Source organism: Caulobacter sp. GW821-FHT10F06 (assembly GCF_058809215.1).
Map to the genome: position 1 here is coordinate 257934 of NZ_JBXASK010000002.1, position 18693 is coordinate 276626.

Here is an 18693-nt window from a genome sequence, read left to right on the forward strand (position 1 = left end):
GCGATCGGGGAGAGAATTTGAAGGGCTATTTGGTGAGCTTGCGGTCGGCGGGGCCGGTGTAGGTAAAGGGGATGTCCTTGGGCATCGGGCCCTTGATCCGCTGGCCCTGCTGGGTTTGTTCCCACGCGTGGGCCAGGATTCCGACGGACCGCGAGAGGATGAACAGGCCCCGGCCCATGGGGGGCGCGAAGCCGAGTTCGGAGAAGATCACGGCGGTCGCGCCGTCGATGTTCATCGGGATCGGCTTGCCCTTGCGGGCGGTGAGCGCGGCCTCGACGGCCCAGCCGATGGCGACATAGTCACCCTTGACCGCGCCGGCCTCGGCGGCGACCTCGACCAGGGCCATCAGGGGCTTGGAGCGCGGGTCGACCGGGTGCCAGCGATGGCCGAAGCCGCCGACGATCTTGCCGTGTTCCTCGTAGTAGCGGGCCAGACCCGTCTCGACGGCCTGGTCGAGGGGCGCGCCGCTGTCCTGCTCGGCCTTGATCCAGGCGAACAGCTCCATGCACTGCTGGCCGGCGCCGCCGTGGACGTCGCCCAGCACGTTGATGCCCGACGCCATGGCGTTGTTGAGCTCCGCGCCGCAGCTGGCGGCCATGCGGGCGATCGAGATCGACGGCGCCTGCGGACCGTGGTCGACCGAGGCCACCAGGGCGGCCTCCAGCAGCCGGGCCTGCTTGGGCGATGGCAGGTCGCCACGCACCATCAGCCAGATCATCTGTGGGAACGACACCTGGCCGATCAGGTCCTGGATCTGATAGCCGCGAACCTTGATCTCGCCCGGGTGGATGTCGATGATGTCGGTGGACCACCAGGCGCGGGCGGCGGCCAGGATCTCTTCCGGTGATTTCGCCATCAGACGATCCCCTGCTTGCGGTGGTCGGCGATCTCGTCGGCGGTCAGGCCAAGGCTCGCCAGAACCTGGTCGGTGTGTTCGCCCAGCGTGGGCGGCGGCGTGGTCGCGCGCGGATCCTCGCCGTCGACCTTGAAGCCGGCGCGCGACACCGACAGCGGACGATCCAGCGCGGGCACGTGGTCGAAGGTCTGGACCAGGCCGCGTTCCTTGATCTGCTGCAGGTTCAGGGCCTGGGGCACGGTCAGCACCCGGCCGGCCGGCACGCCGACGGCGTTGAAGGCGGCCTCCCACTCGGCGGCAGAGCGGGTGGTCAGCACGGCTTCGATCTCGACGGTCAGGTCGGCGCGATGGGCCTTGCGGGCCTCGCGCTTGGCGAAGCGGGAGTCGGTGGTCAGGTCGGGCCGGCCGATGACGCCGCACAGGGCCTCGAACTGCTCCTGCTTGTTGGCGGCGATGTTGAGCAGGCCGTCGGAGGTCTTGAATGCGCCCGAGGGAGCGGCGGTGAAGTTGTCGTTGCCCATCGCCACCGGGTCCTGGCCGACGATCAGGTAGTTGCTGACCACCCAGCCCATGGTGGCAATGGTCGATTCCAGCATCGAGACGTCGAGGAACGACCCCACGCCCGTCCGCTCGCGGCCGACCAGGGCGCTGGAGATGGCGAAGGCCGCCGTGATGCCGCCGATGCTGTCGGCCACCGGATAGCCCACGCGTAGGGGCGCGCTATGGGCGTCGCCGGTGATGCTCATGACCCCTGAAAGACCTTGGACGATCTGGTCATAGGCCGGCGCGGCCTTCATCGGCCCGTCCTGGCCAAAGCCAGAGATGGCGCAATAGACGAGGCGCGGATTGATGGCCTTCAGAGCCTCATAGCCCAGGCCCAGGCGGTCCATGACGCCGGGGCGGAAGTTCTCGACCAGCACGTCGGCGTCGGCCACCAGCCTGCGGAAGATCGCCTTGCCGGCCTCGGGCTTGAGGTTCAGCGTCAGCGAGGTCTTGCCGGCGTTCTGGGCCAGGAACGACGCGCCCATGTGGCGAGCGCTGAGCGCGGGATCGGCCCCCAGTTGCCGCGCCAGGTCGCCCGAGCCCGGCGTCTCGACCTTCAGGACCTCGGCGCCCAGCATCGCCAGCTGGTAGGCGCAGAACGGCCCCGCTAGCACGTTGGTCAGGTCCAGGACCTTGATGCCGGAAAGCAGCGTGCTCATCGGCGGATGAACGGGTTGGGGACTTCCAGGTCCGACGAGATCCAGACGCACTTGACGTCCAGATAGTCGCGCACGGCCTCCATGCCGGACTCGCGGCCGATGCCCGAGCGCTTGAAGCCGCCGAACGGCGAGGTGAAGCTGGTGGCGCGGTAGTTGTTGACCCAGACCGTGCCGGCTTTCAGCTTGTCGGTCATCTGCATGGCGCGCTTGAGGTCCTTGGTCCACACGGCGGCGGCCAGGCCATAGGCGACGTCGTTGCCGATGCGCAGGGCGTCAGCCTCGTTCTTGAACGGGATCACCGACAGGACCGGGCCAAACACCTCCTCCTGGGCGATGCGCATGTCGTTGCGGACGTCGACGAAGATGGTCGGTTCAACGAACTGCGGGCCAAGGTCCGGGCGGGCCTTGCCGCCGAACACGCAGCGCGCGCCCTCGGCCTTGGCGATCTCGATATAGCCCATGATCTTGTCGAACTGCGGCTTGGTGGCCACCGGGCCGATCTGGGTCTCCATCGAGGCCGGGTCGCCCAGCTTTGCGGTCGAGACGAAGGCGATCAGCTTCTCGATGAAGGCGTCGTGGATGTTCTCTTGCAGCAGCAGGCGCGAGCCCGCCTGGCAGCTCTGGCCGGTGGCGGCGAAGATGCCCGAGACCACGCCCTTCACGGCCTGATCGAGGTCGGCGTCGTCGAAGATGATGTTGGGCGACTTGCCGCCCAGCTCCAGGGTGACGGTCTTCAGGCTCTTGGCGGCTAGTTCGTAGATCTTCTGGCCGGCGATCTCGCCGCCGGTGAAGCCGATGTGCGGTACGTCGGGATGGGTGACCAGTGGCTCGCCGACCTCCTGGCCAAAGCCGGTGACCACGTTGACGACGCCCGGCGGGAAGCCGGCCTCGGTGAATAGAGCCGCGAACTCGACCATCGAGGCCGAGGTGAACTCCGAGGGCTTGATCACCGCCGTGCAGCCCGCCGCCAGGGCCGGCGCCAGCTTCCAGCTGGTCAGGGTCAGGGGCGAATTCCACGGCGTGATGATGCCGATGACGCCCTTGGCCTCGTACCGGGTGTAGGCGAACACGCCCGCCTTGTCGGTGGGGATGACGTGGCTTTCGATCTTGTCGGCCAGGCCCGCGTAATAGTGGAAATAGTCGCCGACATATTTGACCTGGGCCGTCACCTCGGCGGCCAGCTTGCCGTTGTCGCGGCGCTCGATCTCGGCGATGCGGTCGGCCTTGGCGATCAAGAGGTCGGCCAGCTTGCGCATCAGCTTGCCGCGGGCCGAGGGCGTCAGCCGTGACCACTCGCCCTCGAAGGCCGCCTTGGCCGAGGCCACCGCGCGGTCGACGTCTTCCTTGCCGCCGCGCGCGATCAGGCCCCAGGCTTGGCCGGTATAGGGGTCTTCGGTCGGGAAATAGACCCCGCCCGCCGGCGCGACTTCCTCGCCGTGGATGTAGAGCCCGTAGGTCTGCGTCTTGTCGTCCAGCATGTCGAACTCGCGGCTTTCGTCTCTAAACTCTACACTACGAACTGGTTCGTCCAATGTCGCGCAGCAGTTGTCGCGTCGCGACCAGCGCCTCGCTCGCCCGTTGGCGATCGGACATCGTTGCGGCCAGGCTGGCGTTGGGGATCTCGACCGAGATCGGGATGTGGGCGGGCAGGGCGCGCAGGATGGCCTTCAGGTCCAGGCCGCCCTGGCCAGGATTGAGCCGCGCCTCGCGCGCCGTGTGGATCAGGCCCTCGACGGTGGTCGGCGCCTGCGCCGGCGCGTCGGCGATCTGGATGAAGTTGAACAACCCGACGGGCAGGGCGGCGATCTCGTCCGGCGCGCAGTTCGAGCGCGAGAAGTGCAGGGTGTCGATCATCACCCCGGCGTTGGCGCGATGGGCGGCCAGGGCCAGCCGGGCGGCCTCTTCCACCGTCCTCAGCCCCGTCCAGGTCAGGAATTCCAGATCGGCGGTCAGGCCGTGGTCGGCGGCCAGGTCGCACAGGGTGGTGTAGCGGTCGGTCAGCCGGCTCCAGTCCGGGTCGTGGCCCTGGGTCAGCAGATGGGCGGCGCCCAGTTCGGCGGCGGCCTCCAGCATCGGCAGGAAGCTCTTCGGATCGGTGTCCGGCGTCAGCCGCGCCAGCTCGACGTCGAGCACGCCCACGCCAGTGGCGGCGATGCGCGCCTTGGTCTCGCGCAGCATCGCGCGGTCGCTCAGGATCGGGAAGGCGTCGCCCGGCGTCACCTCCATCAACCGCAGGCTGGCATAGTCATAGCCGCAGTCGGCGGCCAGGCTCACTAGGTCGGGCGGCGACACGTTCAGGGCGGTCAAGTGCGCCAGCGACAGCTTGACTCCCATCCCCTGCGTCCTCCATCCCCGGAATGCGACTCGAGTAACTCCCGAGTTCGTACATTAATGTACTAACTAGAACAATCGAAACCCCGCGTCAAATTCCAAGCGTCGACGACGGCGGAATGGTACGGGGACGCAAAGCCAGGGAGCGTCGAAATGAGCCTGCCGATCCATGTATTGAACGGTCCGAACCTGAACCTGTTGGGCACGCGCGAGCCGCATATCTACGGCCACGACACCCTGGCCGACATCGAGGCGCGCTGCGTCGCCCTGGCCAGGGCCCACGGCCATGAGATCGTCTTCCGCCAGACCAACCACGAAGGCCAGCTGGTCGAATGGGTGCAGGAGGCGCGGCTGGCCGCCAGCGCCCTGGTGCTCAACCCCGCCGCCTATGGCCACACCTCGGTGGCCTTGCTGGACGCGCTGAAGAATGTGCCGGTCCCGATCATCGAGTGCCACCTCTCCAACCCCGCCCAGCGCGAGGCCTTCCGCCACCACACCTATGTCTCGCTGGTGGCGACCGGCGTGGTCTGCGGGTTCGGGGCCGACAGCTACGAGGTCGCCATCGAAGCGGCGGTGCGGCTGATCAAGCGCGCCAGGGCGTAGGCGACCGATCCTCCCCCTGAAGGGGGAGGAGATCGCGAAGCGATCGGAGGGGGAAGTGCTGCTGATTCAACGCGGTCTTCCCCCACCGGCCTTCGGCCGCCTCCCCCTTCAGGGGGAGGATTTGGCGCGCTCTATCCCCGCGCTTTTCCGACATAAAGCTCCATCTAATCAACGCCCTGCAACTTTCTTCCATCGCGCTCTCAGCAGCGCCTCGACCCGCCCCATACTCATTGGTGTCCCCGTCGCAGGGGGAGGGCGCCTGGTACCGGCCCAAAGCGGCGATGGGGATGGAGCTGAGCGGGGCCGCGATGTCCTGGCCGGCGGGTCGAAGCGTGCGGGCTGTCTCAGAAGGACGGCGCAAGCGCCGAGTGGCTCGCAGGGCCGGAGCAAGCGCGGGAACGACAGGGCGGTGATCGTACAAGCCGCCTATCGGGGATAGTCGGGGTCGAGACGGACAGAGACCGATCGATCTTATCCCTGCCCGTCCGGGGGCTCTTGGGGACCCGAGCCGAAAAACGCTCACGCCTCCCATCCTCAGGTCAAGAACAGCGCCTGCGAAGCGGACGATCGAACCGAAACGCACCCAACACATCACGGTCCCCGGGTTCGTCCCGGCCGCTTCGCGCCTCCCCATACCCTTCAGCGGCTCGTGCCGCGTGAGGCGGCGAAGCCGTGTCTTCCCCATCCAAGGGAGCAACCCAGGAGCCAACCCATGCCCAATTCCAAACCGCCGCGTAGCCGCCGGCAGCGTCCCCGTCGCAAGCTCACCCAGGACGACTGGATGAACCGTTTCGTCGACGGGATCGAGGCGATCATCGAGGGGGCCGAGCGCGACGCCCAGCCCCTGTTGCACAAGGCGCCGGCTGAGGAGGCCGCCGCGTTCCGCGCCTACTGCGCCGCCCAACGTCGCCAGTTGATCGATCTGCGCGCCGATCTTCTGGTCCCGGATCCGTCCTTTCCGACCCTGGATGCGTTGTGGCGCGAGCAAGAGACGGCGCGGCGCCGCAAGGGGTGAAGTCTCGGCAACGAAATCGTTCGTACAAAGTGATTCCAACCCGCCGCAGGCCTCGAAATCAAAGTGGAAAACCCTGTTAAACAAGGCGTTTTCGAGCTCGATCGAGGGCTTGATCCACCCCCTTTTTAAGATTGTTCGCTCGGTGGACGATTGGTAATAAGTTGAGTAAAATCAATATATTGTGGAAATTCATCAACCTGAGAACTGAAAGAACGTCGTCCGCCGGCTCCCCGCGCCCCGCTTGACACGGACCAGATAGTACATAACAACTCGGGACAACGAAAAAACTACGGGGAGTGAAACCATGCTTGCGCCACACATGCGCCTTGCGTTCAGCGCGTCGACGCTTTCGCTGATTTTCGCGGCCGGTCTGACGACCGCCGCCCAAGCCCAGGACAAGCCGAAGGCGGACGAAGCCGCCATCGTCGAGGAAGTGATCGTCACCGGCACCAGCATCCGCGGCGCGGCTCCGGTCGGCTCGGCCCTCGTGGCCGTGGGCCGCCAGGACATTGAGAAGACCTCGGCCCAGACCGTCCAGCAGATCCTCAAGACCGTGCCTTCGGTCACGGGCCTGGGCAGCGCCGGCCAGGGCAGCTTCGGCAGCGCCGACAACTCGGGCACCAACGCTCCGACCATCCACGGCCTGGGAGCCAGCGCCAGCAACTCGACGCTGATCCTGATCGACGGCCACCGCATCCCGCTGACGGGCATCAACCACGCCCTGGCGGATCCGAACATCATTGCGCCGGGCGCCATCGAGCGCGTCGAGGTCCTCGCGGACGGCGCCTCGTCGGTCTACGGCTCGGACGCCGTCGCCGGCGTCATCAACTTCATCACCCGCAAGAACTACGACGGGTTCGAGGTCTCGGCTCAGTCGGGCTTCGGCGACAAGTATCACACCTACAGCGGCTCGCTGCTTTGGGGTAAGCGCTGGGACGGCGGCTCGGCCCTGTTCTCGTACGGCTATTCGGACCGCAGCAATCTGCGGGCCGGCGACCGCGACTTCACCCGCGCCGATCACCGCTCGCAAGGCGGCACCAACCTGGCCTCGTTCAACTGCGGCACCGCCTCGGTTCAGCCGGCCGGCAGCAGCCTGATCTACGCCGCGCCCTACACCGGCGCGGGCGTCACCAACGCCGCCGCCAACGCCTTCTGCGACTATTCGGGCGTGGCCGACCTGCTGCCCTCCGAGCGCCGCCACAGCGTCATCGCCAAGGTCAGCCAGGACTTCGGCGAGCGCCTGACCATCGGCGCCGACGTCATCTACTCCAAGCGCAACAACTGGGCGGCCCTGTCGCGCGGCACGATCACCACCACGGTCTATGGCCCGGGCAGCGGTCGCGGCACGCAGATCAATCCGTTCTACGTCAATCCCACCGGCTCGACGGCGACCTCGCAGACCATCCGTCTCGACGCCAACGACCTGCTGGGCCCCGGCGCCTACGCCGACAGCGGCGCGACCAGCTTCCTGGTCAACGGCCAGGCCGAGTACAAGCTCAACGACAACTTCATCCTGACGGTCGGCGGCACCGCCGGCCAGGACGAGAGCCGCGAGCAGCGCGTCGGCGTGCTGTGCAGCAGCTGCGCCAACCTGGCCCTGAACGGCACCACCAACGGCAGCGGCAGCCTGACGGCGGCCTCGATCCCGGGCACCACAGTGATCGTCACCCAGGGCCTGACCACGGCCAACGCCCTGGACGTCTGGCACACCGGCTCGGCCAACCAGACCTCGGCGGCCGTCAAGGCGGCGCTGAAGGACTCGACCACGACGCAGATCGCCACCCAGGTGCTGGAGAACGCCCGGGCCAAGATCGACGGCACCCTGTTCGCCCTGCCGGGCGGCGACGTGCGCATCGCCTTCGGCGGCGAGTACAGCCACTACACGCTGAAGCAGGACCTGACCCGGCCGCTGAACATCGGCCCGGCGACCCTGGGCTCGGCGACGGTCAACCTGAACTACGACCGGGTGGTGAAGTCGGGATTCGTCGAACTGCTGGTGCCGATCATCGGCGACGGCAACGCCCTGCCGTTCGTCCAGGCCCTCGATCTGAACCTGTCGGGCCGCTACGACAAGTACAGCGATTTCGGCTCGACCAAGAACCCGAAGATCGCCGTCAACTGGAAGATGAACGACAGCGTCAAGTTCCGCGCCAACTACGCCAAGTCGTTCGTGGCCCCGGCCTTCACCAGCATCGGTTCGGGCGGCGGCATCACCGGCGAGTCGGGCTTCGGCAACTACGGCCAGGGCACGGTCAACGTGCCGATCGCCGCCTACGCCAACGCCACCCAGCTTCCGGGCTGCGCGGCGGCGACCACCACCTGCACCATCGGCACGACGATCACCGGCGCTCAGATCAGCGGCGGCAACGACCAACTGCAGCCCCAGCACGGCAAGAGCTGGGCGGCGGGCGTCGACTTCAGCCCCGGCTTCCTGCCTGGCTTCCGCGGCAGCGTCACCTACTGGAGCTCCAAGCTGACCGGCGGCATCACCGCGCCGACCCCGGCCTTCGCGGTCAACTCGGCCGGCCTGAACGGGCTGCTGAAGATCTATCCGAACGGCGCCACCCCGGCCGAGATCGCCGCCGCCATGGGCAACCTGCCCCTGACCAGCGCTCTGCCCTCGACGGTCTACTTCATCTACGACTTCCGCCAGCGCAACGCCCTGAACCTGGACATCGCCGGCCTGGACATCGACGCCAGCTACCACTTCAACACTGACAACGCCGGCTCGTTCACGGTCGGCGGCTCGATCTCCGAGAAGCTGAAGTTCGACCAGAACGTCGGCGGCGGCGCCACCTTCGACGTCCTCAACACCACCGGCTTCAACACGACCTTCCCGTCGGTCAAGCGCACTGCACGCGCCAATGTCAGCTGGTCGCTGGGGCAGTTCTCGGCGGACGTCTTCGCCAACTACACCGGCTCGTACTATAACTGGAGCGGCACCACGCAAGTGCCGATCACCCGCAACGCGGCGGGCGTTCCGACCGGCGGCGGCGACAAGGTCAAGGCCTACACGACCTTCGACCTGCACGTGGCCTACGACATCAAGAGCGATGGCTGGCTGGGCGGCGTGCAGCTGTTCGGCGACGTCTCGAACCTCTTCGACAAGGACCCGCCGTTCTACAACAACGCCAACGGCTACGACACGTTCTCGGGCAACCCCATCGGCCGGCTGGTCGCGGTGGGCTTCCGGGCCAAGTACTGATCTCGGTCGACTTGAAGGCGCGCCGGACCCTCACCGGCGCGCCATTCTTTCCGTTTCGGCAGGCGGTTTCGGCGTTCGTTCGCCGGAGCCGCCTGTTTCTATTTCCGGCTCTGCTTCAGCCACGGCAGGCGGGCCCGCAGCTGGGCCGCCAGCGCCGGCACGGGCGAGGTGATGTCGTCCAGGTCGAAGACGAGGTCGGAGGCGGCGTAGAACGGCGCGCGCTCCGCCGCCAGGCGACGCAGGATCTGGCCGGGATTGTCGCCCTTCAGGATCGGGCGGTTCTTGCCGCCGGTCAGGCGCTGGGCGATGGCCTCGACGTCCTTGCGCAGCCACACCGTGAAGGCGTCGCGGGCCAGGGCCTGGCGGGTCTCGGCCATGACGACGGCCCCGCCGCCGGTGGCGATCACCTTGGGCTCCCCGTCCAGCAGCCGGGCGATCACCCGCCGTTCGCCCTCGCGAAACGCCGGCTCGCCCAACGTCTCGAAGATTTCGACGATCGACAGCCGCGCGGCTTCCTCGATCTCGCGGTCGGAGTCGACAAAGGGCAGGGACAGCTCGGCGGCCAGGCGTCGGCCCAGCGTGGACTTGCCCACGCCGGTCAGGCCGACCAGGGCTATGGCGCGGGGCGGGGGAGGGGGCTGGTCATCGGGAGCTTCTACGGACATCGGCGTTCAGCCTATAGCCCGCGCCGCGACAGGTCTGGATCATTTGTTCGCCGCCGTGCGGAGCAAGCCGCTTGCGCAGCCGGCTGACGCGCAGGTCGACCGTGCGATCGAAGACGTCCGCCGCCTCGTCGGGCAGGGCCTCCAGGATCTCGTCGCGGCTGACCATGGCCCGCGGCGTTCGGGCCAGGCGTTCCAGCAGGCCGCACTCGGACCGGTTCAGTCGCAGCACGACTCCGTCGGCCACCTTCAGCGTCATGTCGCCGGGCGTGAACTCGCCGACATCCTCGATGGCGTAGACCACGCCCCTCCAGGCGATCGCGGCCGGCGGGGCGTGGCGATTGAGGCCCAGAACGGCCTTGATCCGCGACCACAGCTCGCGGTCGGCGCAGGTCGCGGCCACGACATCGTCGGCCCCGGCCTCCAGCGCCTCGATCCGCTGCTCGCGGTCGCCGCTGTCGTCGATGACGATCACCCGCGAGCCGGCCAGGGCGCGGCGCTCCAGATAGAGCCGCCGGTGCTCGCGGAACGCGTCCTGGCCCTCGACGATGAACAGGTCGGCCTTGCGCGGGGCCTTGAAAACCGAGGGCGCGGTCACGACGTGGAAAGCGAGCCCGCGCAGGTATTCGATCCGCGCCCGGGCCGGCCCCTCGTCTTCGCTGATGAAGACCAGGGTCGGTTCGAACGGAGAGGTCCTGGCGGAGAAGCTCCCTGGCGACCCACTGGGCCGCCAGGGAAGGTCGCCCGAGCGGGAGGTCTCGAGCGGGAGCGCGTGCGCGGTCATGTTCAGGCGCGCGCGTATGCGTAGGGAGAAGGGGCGCAGACGAAAGTCGGCATGTCGATGTCTCCCCGCGTTCGCGCGTTTCCCCGCGCATCGTGTCTTTGAACCGCCTCAGGGCGATCGTGACACGTTAATTACGTAAGTACTGGTTAGTACGTTTTGTACGTGACGACAAGGAGGAAGCGGAACTGGAGCAGGATTTGGCCAGTCTAGCGGGTGACGTACCGCAGGATCATGTCGGTGATCGAGGCCTTGCGCGCCTCAAGGGCGGCCGGCGATTCCATGTCGCGATTGAAGATGATCGAGAAGGTGTGCCGGTTGGAGATGTTGAAGAAGCTGAGCGCCGCGATCGACATGTAGAGGTCCACCGCGTCGATGCCGTCGCGCATCACGCCGGCCGCCGCGCCGCGATCGCAGATGCGGCGCACGGCGTTGATGACCACCGAGTTGATCGGTTCCAGCGAGGGCAGGGTCTTGATGTGGCGACCGCGCTGCATGTTCTCAGTGATGACGAGGCGGACGTCGTCGCCATGTTCGTTGTGGAAGTCGACCGTGAAGTGAACCAGCTTCTCGATGGCTTCCAGAGGCGGCAGGTCGTCCAGGTGCAACTCGCGTTCCCGGCTGCGCAGGGTCATGTAGTAGTTGACCAGAACTTCGCGGTAGAGACCTTCCTTGCTCTGGAAGTAGTAGTAGATCATCCGCTTACTGGTGCGGGTGCGCTCGGCGATGCTGTCGACCCGCGCGCCGCTCAGCCCGTGTTCTGAGAACTCCTCGGTTGCGACGGCGATGATATCGGCCTTCGTACGCTCTGGATCGTTCGTTCTGGTCTTGGACCTTTTCACGGAGGCCTTTTTCATTGTCTCTTCAGGTTCGTACGGACGTTTATCCTTGTTCATCGGGTGTAAGCCCCCACAGCGTCAAGCTATTCCGCAGCAAATCGCCGAGGCTTTCCAGTGCCTGTCTCAACGCCGAGAAAAAGTGGCCAGATTTTCGAGCCGTGTAAAGCACGCACTGGTTCGTACAAAATGGTTGCCCCGGACGCGCGGCTGCTCCTAAATGGCGTCGGGCCAACAGCGCGGGGACAATCGCGACGCGGCCCGGGTGGAGACAACAAGGCGCTTTCAGATCCAGTCGTGACGACGCCGGCCCTCGGGATGGCGCGCCATGCGGGATCCGGATCCCAAAGAGGACGGCGCCTGCCTTGGGAGTTTTGCATGAGAACGCTGATGTTCGCTCTGCTGGGGAGCGCCTCGCTGCTTGCCGGCGCTTGCGCCGCCCAGACGGCGCCCCAGAAAGCCATGGGGCCCGGCCAGCTGGACTGGCCCACCTATGGCGGCGATCACACCGGCGCGCGGTTCTCCGGGGCCAAGCAGATCACCCCGGCGAACGTCTCGAGCCTGACACCGGCCTGGACTTTCCACATGCGTCCAGCCGACGCCGCGCCGATCGAAGCTGGCTTCGGCGGTCCGCCGCCTCCCGGCGTGGCCGGAACGCCTCCCGCCGCCGCTTCGCCAGCCGGGGCGCCCGTCCCGTCGGCCGCCGAGCGCGCTCAGGCCTCTGCCGAGGGCGTCGCGCCGCGCCGACGCACCAGCCGCTTTGGTCCGTCCGAGGCGACGCCGCTGATGGTCGACGGTCTGCTCTACCTGGCCACGCCCTATCGCAAGGTCGTCGCCCTGCGTCCGGAGACTGGCGAGGCGGTCTGGACCTACGACATGACCACGTCGGGCGTGCCGTCTGTGCGCGGCGTCGAATACTGGCCCGGCGACGGTAAGGCCCCGCCGGCCATCGTGTTCGGGACCCGCGACGCCAAGCTGATCTCGCTGGACGCCAAGACCGGCAAGCCGACGGTAGGCTTTGGCGTCGACGGCATCGTCGACATGCGCACGCCCGAAGTACTGAACGGCACGGAAGGCTCGCTAGGCATGACCTCACCGCCGATCGTTTACGGCAACCTGATCATCACCGGCTCCAACACCCAGGAACAGCCGGCCCTGGGCGCGGCGGGCGACATCCGCGCCTGGGACGCCCGCACCGGCAAGCTGGTCTGGACCTTCCACACCGTGCCGCGCGCCGGCGAGTTCGGCGCCGACACCTGGAAGAGCGACAGCGGCAAGCAGCGCTCGGGCGTCAACGGCTGGGGCATCTTCACCCTCGATGAGGCGCGAGGCGTCGTCTACGTGCCGCTCGGCGCACCGGCCTGGGATCGCTACGGCGGCGACCGCAAGGGCGCGAACCTGTTCGGCACCAGCGTGGTGGCCCTCAACGCCAAGACCGGCGAGCGGCTCTGGCACTATCAGGTCGTGCACCACGACATCTGGGACTTCGACCTGGAGGCCCCGCCGACCCTGTTCGACGTCAAGAAGGACGGCAAGACCATCCCCGCCGTTGGGATCGTCTCCAAGAACGGCCTGATGTTCATCCTCGACCGCACGACGGGCCAGCCGGTCTACCCGGTCGAGGAGCGCCCCGTGCCCAAGAGTGATCTGCCGGACGAGGAGTCCTGGCCGACCCAGCCGTTTCCGACCGCGCCGCCGCCGATCTCGCGGATCACCGCCAGCCGCGCCGACCTTGCGGACCTGACGCCCGAGCACAAGGCGTTCTGCGAGAACCTGGTCGACAGCAACAACATCCAGCTGGGCGGACCCTACCTGCCGACTGGTTCAGGCCGCACCACCGTCAACTTCCCCGGCACGATCGGCGGGGCCAACTGGGGCGGCGGGGCCTTTGACCCGACCAGCGGCTATTTCATCATCAACACCTTCGACCTAGGCCAGATGCAGTCGTTGGTCCCCAACCCGACCGGGCCGCTGCCTTATCGGATGAACCAGCCGTTCGGCCGCTTTTGGCAGCCGACGGGCCGCCTGCCGTGTCAGAAGCCGCCGTGGGGCAAGCTGGTCGCCGTCGACGTCAACAAGGGCACGATCGCCTGGGAGAGCGTGCTGGGCGTCACCGATGTCCTGCCCGAGGCGCTGCAGAAGACCGGCCGGCCCAGCATGGGCGGCCCGATCGTGACCGCCGGCGGCGTGGTCTTCATCGGGGCCACCGACGACAACCGCTTCCGCGCCTTCGACGCCAAGACCGGCAAGGAGCTGTGGGAGACCAAGCTGGAAGCCTCGGGCCACGCCACGCCGATGACCTATGTCGGCAAGGACGGGCGCCAGTACGTGCTGATCGTCTCGACGGGCGGCACCTTCCTGGACAGCCCGATGACCAGCGACGCCGTCACCGCCTTCGCCCTGCCGGCCAAGTGAGAATCGCGATGAAGATCCTGACCAATCTCCTGCTCGGCGCGGTGGCGGCGCTGGCCCTGGCGCCCGCCATGGCCGCCGCCCAGACCGGCAATCCCGGCGGGGCGATCAACGACAATCTAGGCCTGATGGACTACGGCGTCTGCCGGGGGACCGATCCCAAGTGCTTCCACGACTGGCCGCGCGCCGCGCGGACCGGGCCGTTGAAGGTGCTGCTCTACACCCGCACCGCCGGCCCCCGGCACGCCAACCTCGGCGCGCCGCTCGGTCCGGGTCTGAACCCTCCGCTGGCCGACGACAATGTGGTCCAGAAGGGCATGCTGCGCCTGGCGGCCGAGAACGGCTTCACCCTCGATTACACCGAGGACGTGACCCAGATGCAGCGCCTGGTCGGCTACAATGCGGTGATCTTCTACAGCACCTCGCGTGACAATCTCGACGACGGCGCCAAGACCGCGCTGCGGCAGTACATGCGGGCCGGCGGCGGCTTCGTGGGCATCCACAACGCCTTCGGCACCCTCTACAACTGGCCCTACTACGAGGGCCTGCTGGGCGGGGCCAACTTCTATGATCATGGTCCGGCCCAGGAGGCCGAGGTGGTGATCGTCGACTCGAAGGATGTCTCGACCGCCGGCTTGGCCAAGCGCTGGAAGTTCAAGGACGAGTGGTACAACCTCGTGCCTTTCCCGACCAAGGTGCGCTTCCTGGCGACGGTCGACGAGAAGACCTACAGCGCCCCGGCCGGCGCGGGCGAGGGGCCGCCGCCGCCGCGTCCCGGCATGCCGCCGCGCCCGCCCATGGCGCCGTCCGTGGTCGGCAAGAGCCCGGGCCACGGCGACTTCCACCCGGTGGCCTGGTGCCAGTATTACGACGGCGGCAAGGCCTGGCTGACGACCCTGGGCCACGACCAGGCCGTGTTCGCCGCCTCCGACAGCGAGTTCGCCGGCGCCAAGGCCTTCCAGAGCATGGTGGTTGGGGCGATCAAGTCGGTGGCCGGCGACGCGCCGTTCTGCCGCTAAACGTAAAGAAAGGGCCCGGCGGATCCCACCGGGCCTTTCTCTGTCGCAGGAGAGATGATCAGGCCTTCTTGAACTCGATCTCGATATCCAGCGAGACGTCGTCGCCGATCATCGGGACCAGCTTGGTCGAGCCGAACTCCGAACGCTTGATCACGGTCTTGGCCGAGAAGCCGGCGCGGGTGCCGCCGCCGCTGGCGCCGAAGCCGCGGAACTGCACGTCCAGCTTCACCGGCTTGGTCACGCCGTTCAGCGTCAGGTCGCCAACTAGCACGCCCTTGTCGCCGGTGCGGGTCAGCGAGGTGGAGACGAAGGTCGCCGTCGGATTCTTGTCGGCGCCCAGGAAGCCGACCGGGAATTCGGCGTCGGCCTTGTCGTAGCCCGAACTGAACGAGGGGAGGTCGATCGTCACCGTCACCGCGCTCTTGTCGGGCGCGGCGGGATCGAAGTCGAAGCCGGCGTCGAACCGCGCGAAGCGGAAGGTGTAGAGCGAAAAGCCTTGGTGCAGCACCTTGCCGGTAATGCTGGCGTGGGTCTTGTCGACGGCGTAGTGGCCGGCGGGCATCTGGGCCGCGTCGATCGACGGGGCGCTCCAGGCCTGAGGCGCGAAGAGCAGCGCGGCCGTGGCGGCGGCGAGGGCGAGGCGTCGGTTCATCGATGGGATCCTCGGATCAGGGTTTAGGCTTGGGCTTGGTCGCGGGTTTCGCCGCCGGCTTGGCGACGGCCTTGACGGGCGCTGGCTTGGTGGCGGGCGCCTTGGCCGGGGAGGGCGCGGGTTTGGCTTGCGGCCCCAGCACCTTGACCAGATAGGCGACCGCCGCGTTGCGGTCGGCGTCCGAGATCTCCAGGCCGCGGTCGACCATCTTGTCGATGGTGTCGTGCCACCCGTCGGCGTCGTGACGTTCGTTCTCGATCAGGGCGGTGGCGTGGCAGCTCGAGCACTTGTTGACCACGACATTGCGGCCGGCACCCGGGGGCAGGGGATCGGCGGACGCCGCGCCCACGGTCAGCAGGGACGCGCCAAGCGCCGCGGCGGCGAGAAAAGCCTTTTTCATTCCTGTCCTCACTCCAACGTCTTTCCGTCGCCGATTTTTGCTTTGGCGTTTTCCGAGCCTAGCGCCGCTCGCCTGAACGGCGGATGACACGGGGGTGCGGATCAGCCTGGCGAGCTCATTATGTACGAACAGGTATGTTAATGTCTTTCGAGCCGTTGTATATCCAAAATTCGGGGGCGCTGGCAAACACCAGGAACGCCGAAAAATAGAGCCGCGCGAAAAGCAGCGGCCGGCAGCATAGCGAGGAAACGGTGAAAGCGAACGCCACCACAAGTCTGTCCGCCAAGCCCAGCAAGGTCAGGTTCCTGATCCTGGCGCTCGTCACGGGCGGCACGATGATCAATTACCTCGACCGCACCCTGCTTTCGGTGGCCGCGCCCAGCGTGACCAAGGAGCTGGGCATCGACGCGGCCGTGATGGGCCTGGTGTTCTCGGCCTTCTCCTGGACCTACGCCCTGTCGCAGATCCCGGGCGGGGTTTTCCTCGACCGCTTCGGCACGCGACTGACCTACGCCCTGTCCGTCAGCTTCTGGTCGCTGTTTACCCTGCTGCAGGGTTTCGCGGGCGGACTGGTATCCCTGCTGGTGTTCCGCCTGGGTCTGGGCGTTGCGGAGGCGCCTTGCTACCCGGCCAACAGCCGCATCATGAACATGTGGTTCCCCCAGCACGAGCGCGCCCGGGCCACCGGCGTCTACTCGGTCGGGCAGTATTTCGGCCTGGCCTTCCTGAGCCCGGTGCTGTTCTGGATCGCGGCCACGTTCGGCTGGCGCTCGCTGTTCCTGCTGGTCGGAGCCATCGGTATCGCCTTCGGCGCGCTGTGGTACGCGGTCTATCGCGATCCCAGCGCCAGCAAGACCGTCAACCAGGGCGAACTCGAATATATCGCGGCCGGCGGCGGGTTCGCGGCCAAGGTCGACCATCAGAAGTTCCAATGGCGCAATGTCGGCCGCCTGCTCAGCCATCGCCAGATCCTGGGCGCGTCGCTGGGCCAGTTCGCCAGCAACTCGACCCTGGTGTTCTTCCTGACCTGGTTTCCGACCTATCTGGCCACCGAGCGCCACATGGCCTGGCTGAAGGTCGGCTTCTTCGCCGTGCTGCCCTTCATCGCCGCCTCGGTCGGCGTCGCCTTGGGCGGCGTGATCTCCGACACCCTGTTGAAGAAGACCGGCTCGGCCAATATCGGCCGCAAGCTGCCGGTGGTCGGCGGTCTGCTGCTGGCCTCGACCATCGTACTGGCCAACTTCGTCGACAACAACGTGGTGGTCATCGCCATCATGTCGGTGGCCTTCTTCGGCCAGGGCATGTGCAATCTGGGCTGGACCCTGATCACCGACGTCGCGCCCAAGAACTTCATCGGGCTGACCGGCGGGGTGTTCAACCTCTGCGCCAACGTCGCCGGCATCGTCACGCCGCTGGTCATTGGCCTGATCGTGGCCAAGACCGGCTCGTTCGTCTGGGCGCTGGCCTTCATCGGTACGATCGCTCTGCTGGGCGCGCTGTCCTACATCTTCGTCATCGGCGACGTGAAGCGCGTCGAGATGGAGCCGTAGTCAGTCGTTCGACCCGACCGCCTCGGCCTTGCGATAGGCCAGGCGGTCGGCGCGGAACGAGCCCAGCCAGAGCTCGTCGCCGACGAAGAGAGCCGTCGAAACGTTTGCAAAGGCGGGATGTGGCGGCCCTGACGCCAGCGGTCGGACGGCCAGGCTCACGGGATCGATCGCGGCGACCGCATAGCCGCGATGGCAGCTGAGATCGACCTTGCCGGCCACGTTCCGGAAGGGACCGCCGCAGGCTGGTTCGTCGGCCGTCATGCCGGCGGCGACCAGTTGGCCGTCCTTGCCCCAGTGGATGTTGTCGGGATGAAACGGCAGCGGGATGGTCGTCGGCGCGGGGTTCGGCTGGGTCAGTGAGAACCGCAGGACCGCCTTCAGACCCCAGGCGACGATGTAGAAGGCCGATCCGTCCGGCGCGCTCTCGAGGCCGTTGTCGCCCGGCAATTCCGTGCCGGGGATCAGGCGGAACGTCGGCTCGCCCGGTCCGCGCCGATAGACGCCGCCGGTCGCTCGACGCTCGACGGAATCGGCCATGGTCTTGCCGGGATGGAACAGCACAGAGGCCAGCAGCACGCCCGACGGCGTCGACGTCACGCTGTTGGCGGCCAGACCCTCGGGCATCCGTACGCAGCCCTTCCAGGTGAAGCGGGGCGCGGCGCCGCGCGCGTCGACATCGAACACCTCGATCGCCTCCCGCTCGCCATGGCCGGCGACATAGAGGATCGCGCGGCGGGGTCCGGTCGAGCGCAGGCTGAGCCCCTGCGACCAAAACCGGGTGGGATCGGGCGGCGCGGCGCAATCGGGATAGGCGCGGGCGTCGGGACGGGCGCGCAACGGCTTGTCGGGAAACCAGCGGCTCCATGTCTTGGTGCGGGCGTTGATCAGGTGCAGGGCGCCATGCGGCTTGTCGCGGCCCATGCCGCTGGCCACGATCCAGTCCGTGCCGGGGATGAGCAGAAGATCCTCGGCGTCCTCGACGCCGATCAGAAAGCGCAGGTCGCCATCCGCTTGCGCCCGGATGGGGGCGGCGAGGGCGCAGGCGACGCCCAACGCCGCGCACGACGTCTTCCAATTTCCTAGCGCCATCCTCGCCGTCCGTTTCTTGTTATGCCGCGTCTTGCGGCTAATATAACGAACCATTTAGAACAAAATAGACCTCCGAAGCG

General features: G+C 67.2%; 16 protein-coding genes. 6 read left to right on the plus strand and 10 right to left on the minus strand.

From position 1 onward, the window contains the following. Positions 1-25: 25 nt before the first annotated feature. The 4 genes from AC1RUS_RS04460 to AC1RUS_RS04475 are packed head-to-tail and all read right to left on the minus strand — an operon-like array spanning position 26 to position 4392. Complete coding sequence (locus tag AC1RUS_RS04460) at positions 26-856, minus strand: citryl-CoA lyase (RefSeq protein WP_492913446.1); 831 nt, start codon at positions 854-856, stop codon at positions 26-28. Further along, positions 856-2058, minus strand: a complete 1203-nt coding sequence (locus AC1RUS_RS04465; protein ID WP_492913448.1) for a CaiB/BaiF CoA transferase family protein — start codon at positions 2056-2058, stop codon at positions 856-858. Before AC1RUS_RS04465 ends, AC1RUS_RS04460 begins: the two co-directional genes overlap by 1 nt. Then, complete coding sequence (locus AC1RUS_RS04470) at positions 2055-3536, minus strand: aldehyde dehydrogenase (protein WP_492913451.1); 1482 nt, start codon at positions 3534-3536, stop codon at positions 2055-2057. Before AC1RUS_RS04470 ends, AC1RUS_RS04465 begins: the two co-directional genes overlap by 4 nt. A gap of 34 nt (positions 3537-3570) precedes the next feature. Next, positions 3571-4392, minus strand: a complete 822-nt coding sequence (locus tag AC1RUS_RS04475; RefSeq protein ID WP_492913453.1) for a sugar phosphate isomerase/epimerase family protein — start codon at positions 4390-4392, stop codon at positions 3571-3573. A gap of 150 nt (positions 4393-4542) precedes the next feature. Between AC1RUS_RS04475 and aroQ the strand changes: the two genes are divergently transcribed. The 3 genes from aroQ (at position 4543) to AC1RUS_RS04490 (ending at position 9212) form a co-directional block, all read left to right on the plus strand. Continuing rightward, positions 4543-4992, plus strand: a complete 450-nt coding sequence (gene aroQ, locus AC1RUS_RS04480; RefSeq protein ID WP_492913455.1) for a type II 3-dehydroquinate dehydratase — start codon at positions 4543-4545, stop codon at positions 4990-4992. Positions 4993-5704: 712 nt separating this feature from the next. Beyond that, positions 5705-6007, plus strand: coding sequence for a hypothetical protein (locus AC1RUS_RS04485; protein ID WP_492913457.1), 303 nt, complete (start codon positions 5705-5707; stop codon positions 6005-6007). Between the two features lie 304 nt (positions 6008-6311). Continuing rightward, the gene (locus AC1RUS_RS04490) at positions 6312-9212 is read left to right on the plus strand and encodes a TonB-dependent receptor domain-containing protein (protein ID WP_492913459.1); all 2901 of its coding nucleotides are present in this window, start codon (positions 6312-6314) and stop codon (positions 9210-9212) included. 98 nt (positions 9213-9310) lie between these two features. On the opposite strand, the gene AC1RUS_RS04495 is transcribed toward AC1RUS_RS04490, so the two are convergent. The 3 genes from AC1RUS_RS04495 to AC1RUS_RS04505 all read right to left on the minus strand — a co-directional run bounded on the left by AC1RUS_RS04495 (position 9311) and on the right by AC1RUS_RS04505 (position 11512). Further along, positions 9311-9877 (minus strand): shikimate kinase, encoded by a 567-nt coding sequence (locus AC1RUS_RS04495; RefSeq protein ID WP_492913461.1) that lies wholly within the window; start codon positions 9875-9877, stop codon positions 9311-9313. After that, complete coding sequence (locus tag AC1RUS_RS04500; RefSeq protein WP_492913463.1) at positions 9855-10658, minus strand: winged helix-turn-helix transcriptional regulator; 804 nt, start codon at positions 10656-10658, stop codon at positions 9855-9857. Before AC1RUS_RS04500 ends, AC1RUS_RS04495 begins: the two co-directional genes overlap by 23 nt. 206 nt (positions 10659-10864) lie before the next feature. Next, on the minus strand, positions 10865-11512 hold the full coding sequence (locus tag AC1RUS_RS04505) for a TetR/AcrR family transcriptional regulator (protein ID WP_492913464.1): 648 nt from the start codon (positions 11510-11512) through the stop codon (positions 10865-10867). 357 nt (positions 11513-11869) lie between these two features. Here AC1RUS_RS04505 and AC1RUS_RS04510 point away from each other — a divergent pair, with 357 nt between their 5' ends. Together AC1RUS_RS04510 and AC1RUS_RS04515 are read left to right on the plus strand one after the other, a co-directional pair. Continuing rightward, the gene (locus AC1RUS_RS04510) at positions 11870-13906 is read left to right on the plus strand and encodes a pyrroloquinoline quinone-dependent dehydrogenase (protein WP_492913465.1); all 2037 of its coding nucleotides are present in this window, start codon (positions 11870-11872) and stop codon (positions 13904-13906) included. A gap of 8 nt (positions 13907-13914) precedes the next feature. Beyond that, positions 13915-14922 (plus strand): ThuA domain-containing protein, encoded by a 1008-nt coding sequence (locus AC1RUS_RS04515; protein WP_492913466.1) that lies wholly within the window; start codon positions 13915-13917, stop codon positions 14920-14922. A 58-nt stretch (positions 14923-14980) separates the two neighbouring features. Here AC1RUS_RS04515 and AC1RUS_RS04520 read toward each other — a convergent pair whose 3' ends face one another. Then, positions 14981-15574, minus strand: a complete 594-nt coding sequence (locus AC1RUS_RS04520) for a YceI family protein (protein WP_492913467.1) — start codon at positions 15572-15574, stop codon at positions 14981-14983. A gap of 16 nt (positions 15575-15590) precedes the next feature. Beyond that, the gene (locus AC1RUS_RS04525; protein ID WP_492913468.1) at positions 15591-15974 is read right to left on the minus strand and encodes a hypothetical protein; all 384 of its coding nucleotides are present in this window, start codon (positions 15972-15974) and stop codon (positions 15591-15593) included. Between the two features lie 251 nt (positions 15975-16225). Here AC1RUS_RS04525 and AC1RUS_RS04530 point away from each other — a divergent pair, with 251 nt between their 5' ends. Further along, positions 16226-17524, plus strand: coding sequence for an MFS transporter (locus tag AC1RUS_RS04530; protein ID WP_492913469.1), 1299 nt, complete (start codon positions 16226-16228; stop codon positions 17522-17524). Here the strand turns inward: AC1RUS_RS04530 and AC1RUS_RS04535 are convergent, their stop codons facing one another. Continuing rightward, a complete protein-coding gene (locus AC1RUS_RS04535; RefSeq protein WP_492913470.1) occupies positions 17525-18613 on the minus strand; it encodes a hypothetical protein in 1089 nt (362 codons plus the stop codon). Positions 18614-18693: the final 80 nt, after the last annotated feature.

What these genes read in the sequence shown, in the direction of transcription:
- AC1RUS_RS04460 (WP_492913446.1), bottom strand. Translation starts at nt 856, where the DNA reads ATGGCGAAATCACCGGAAGAGATCCTGGCCGCCGCCCGCGCCTGGTGG.
- AC1RUS_RS04465 (WP_492913448.1), bottom strand. Translation starts at nt 2,058, where the DNA reads ATGAGCACGCTGCTTTCCGGCATCAAGGTCCTGGACCTGACCAACGTG.
- AC1RUS_RS04470 (WP_492913451.1), bottom strand. Translation starts at nt 3,536, where the DNA reads ATGCTGGACGACAAGACGCAGACCTACGGGCTCTACATCCACGGCGAG.
- AC1RUS_RS04475 (WP_492913453.1), bottom strand. Translation starts at nt 4,392, where the DNA reads ATGGGAGTCAAGCTGTCGCTGGCGCACTTGACCGCCCTGAACGTGTCG.
- aroQ (WP_492913455.1), top strand. Translation starts at nt 4,543, where the DNA reads ATGAGCCTGCCGATCCATGTATTGAACGGTCCGAACCTGAACCTGTTG.
- AC1RUS_RS04485 (WP_492913457.1), top strand. Translation starts at nt 5,705, where the DNA reads ATGCCCAATTCCAAACCGCCGCGTAGCCGCCGGCAGCGTCCCCGTCGC.
- AC1RUS_RS04490 (WP_492913459.1), top strand. Translation starts at nt 6,312, where the DNA reads ATGCTTGCGCCACACATGCGCCTTGCGTTCAGCGCGTCGACGCTTTCG.
- AC1RUS_RS04495 (WP_492913461.1), bottom strand. Translation starts at nt 9,877, where the DNA reads ATGTCCGTAGAAGCTCCCGATGACCAGCCCCCTCCCCCGCCCCGCGCC.
- AC1RUS_RS04500 (WP_492913463.1), bottom strand. Translation starts at nt 10,658, where the DNA reads ATGACCGCGCACGCGCTCCCGCTCGAGACCTCCCGCTCGGGCGACCTT.
- AC1RUS_RS04505 (WP_492913464.1), bottom strand. Translation starts at nt 11,512, where the DNA reads ATGAAAAAGGCCTCCGTGAAAAGGTCCAAGACCAGAACGAACGATCCA.
- AC1RUS_RS04510 (WP_492913465.1), top strand. Translation starts at nt 11,870, where the DNA reads ATGAGAACGCTGATGTTCGCTCTGCTGGGGAGCGCCTCGCTGCTTGCC.
- AC1RUS_RS04515 (WP_492913466.1), top strand. Translation starts at nt 13,915, where the DNA reads ATGAAGATCCTGACCAATCTCCTGCTCGGCGCGGTGGCGGCGCTGGCC.
- AC1RUS_RS04520 (WP_492913467.1), bottom strand. Translation starts at nt 15,574, where the DNA reads ATGAACCGACGCCTCGCCCTCGCCGCCGCCACGGCCGCGCTGCTCTTC.
- AC1RUS_RS04525 (WP_492913468.1), bottom strand. Translation starts at nt 15,974, where the DNA reads ATGAAAAAGGCTTTTCTCGCCGCCGCGGCGCTTGGCGCGTCCCTGCTG.
- AC1RUS_RS04535 (WP_492913470.1), bottom strand. Translation starts at nt 18,613, where the DNA reads ATGGCGCTAGGAAATTGGAAGACGTCGTGCGCGGCGTTGGGCGTCGCC.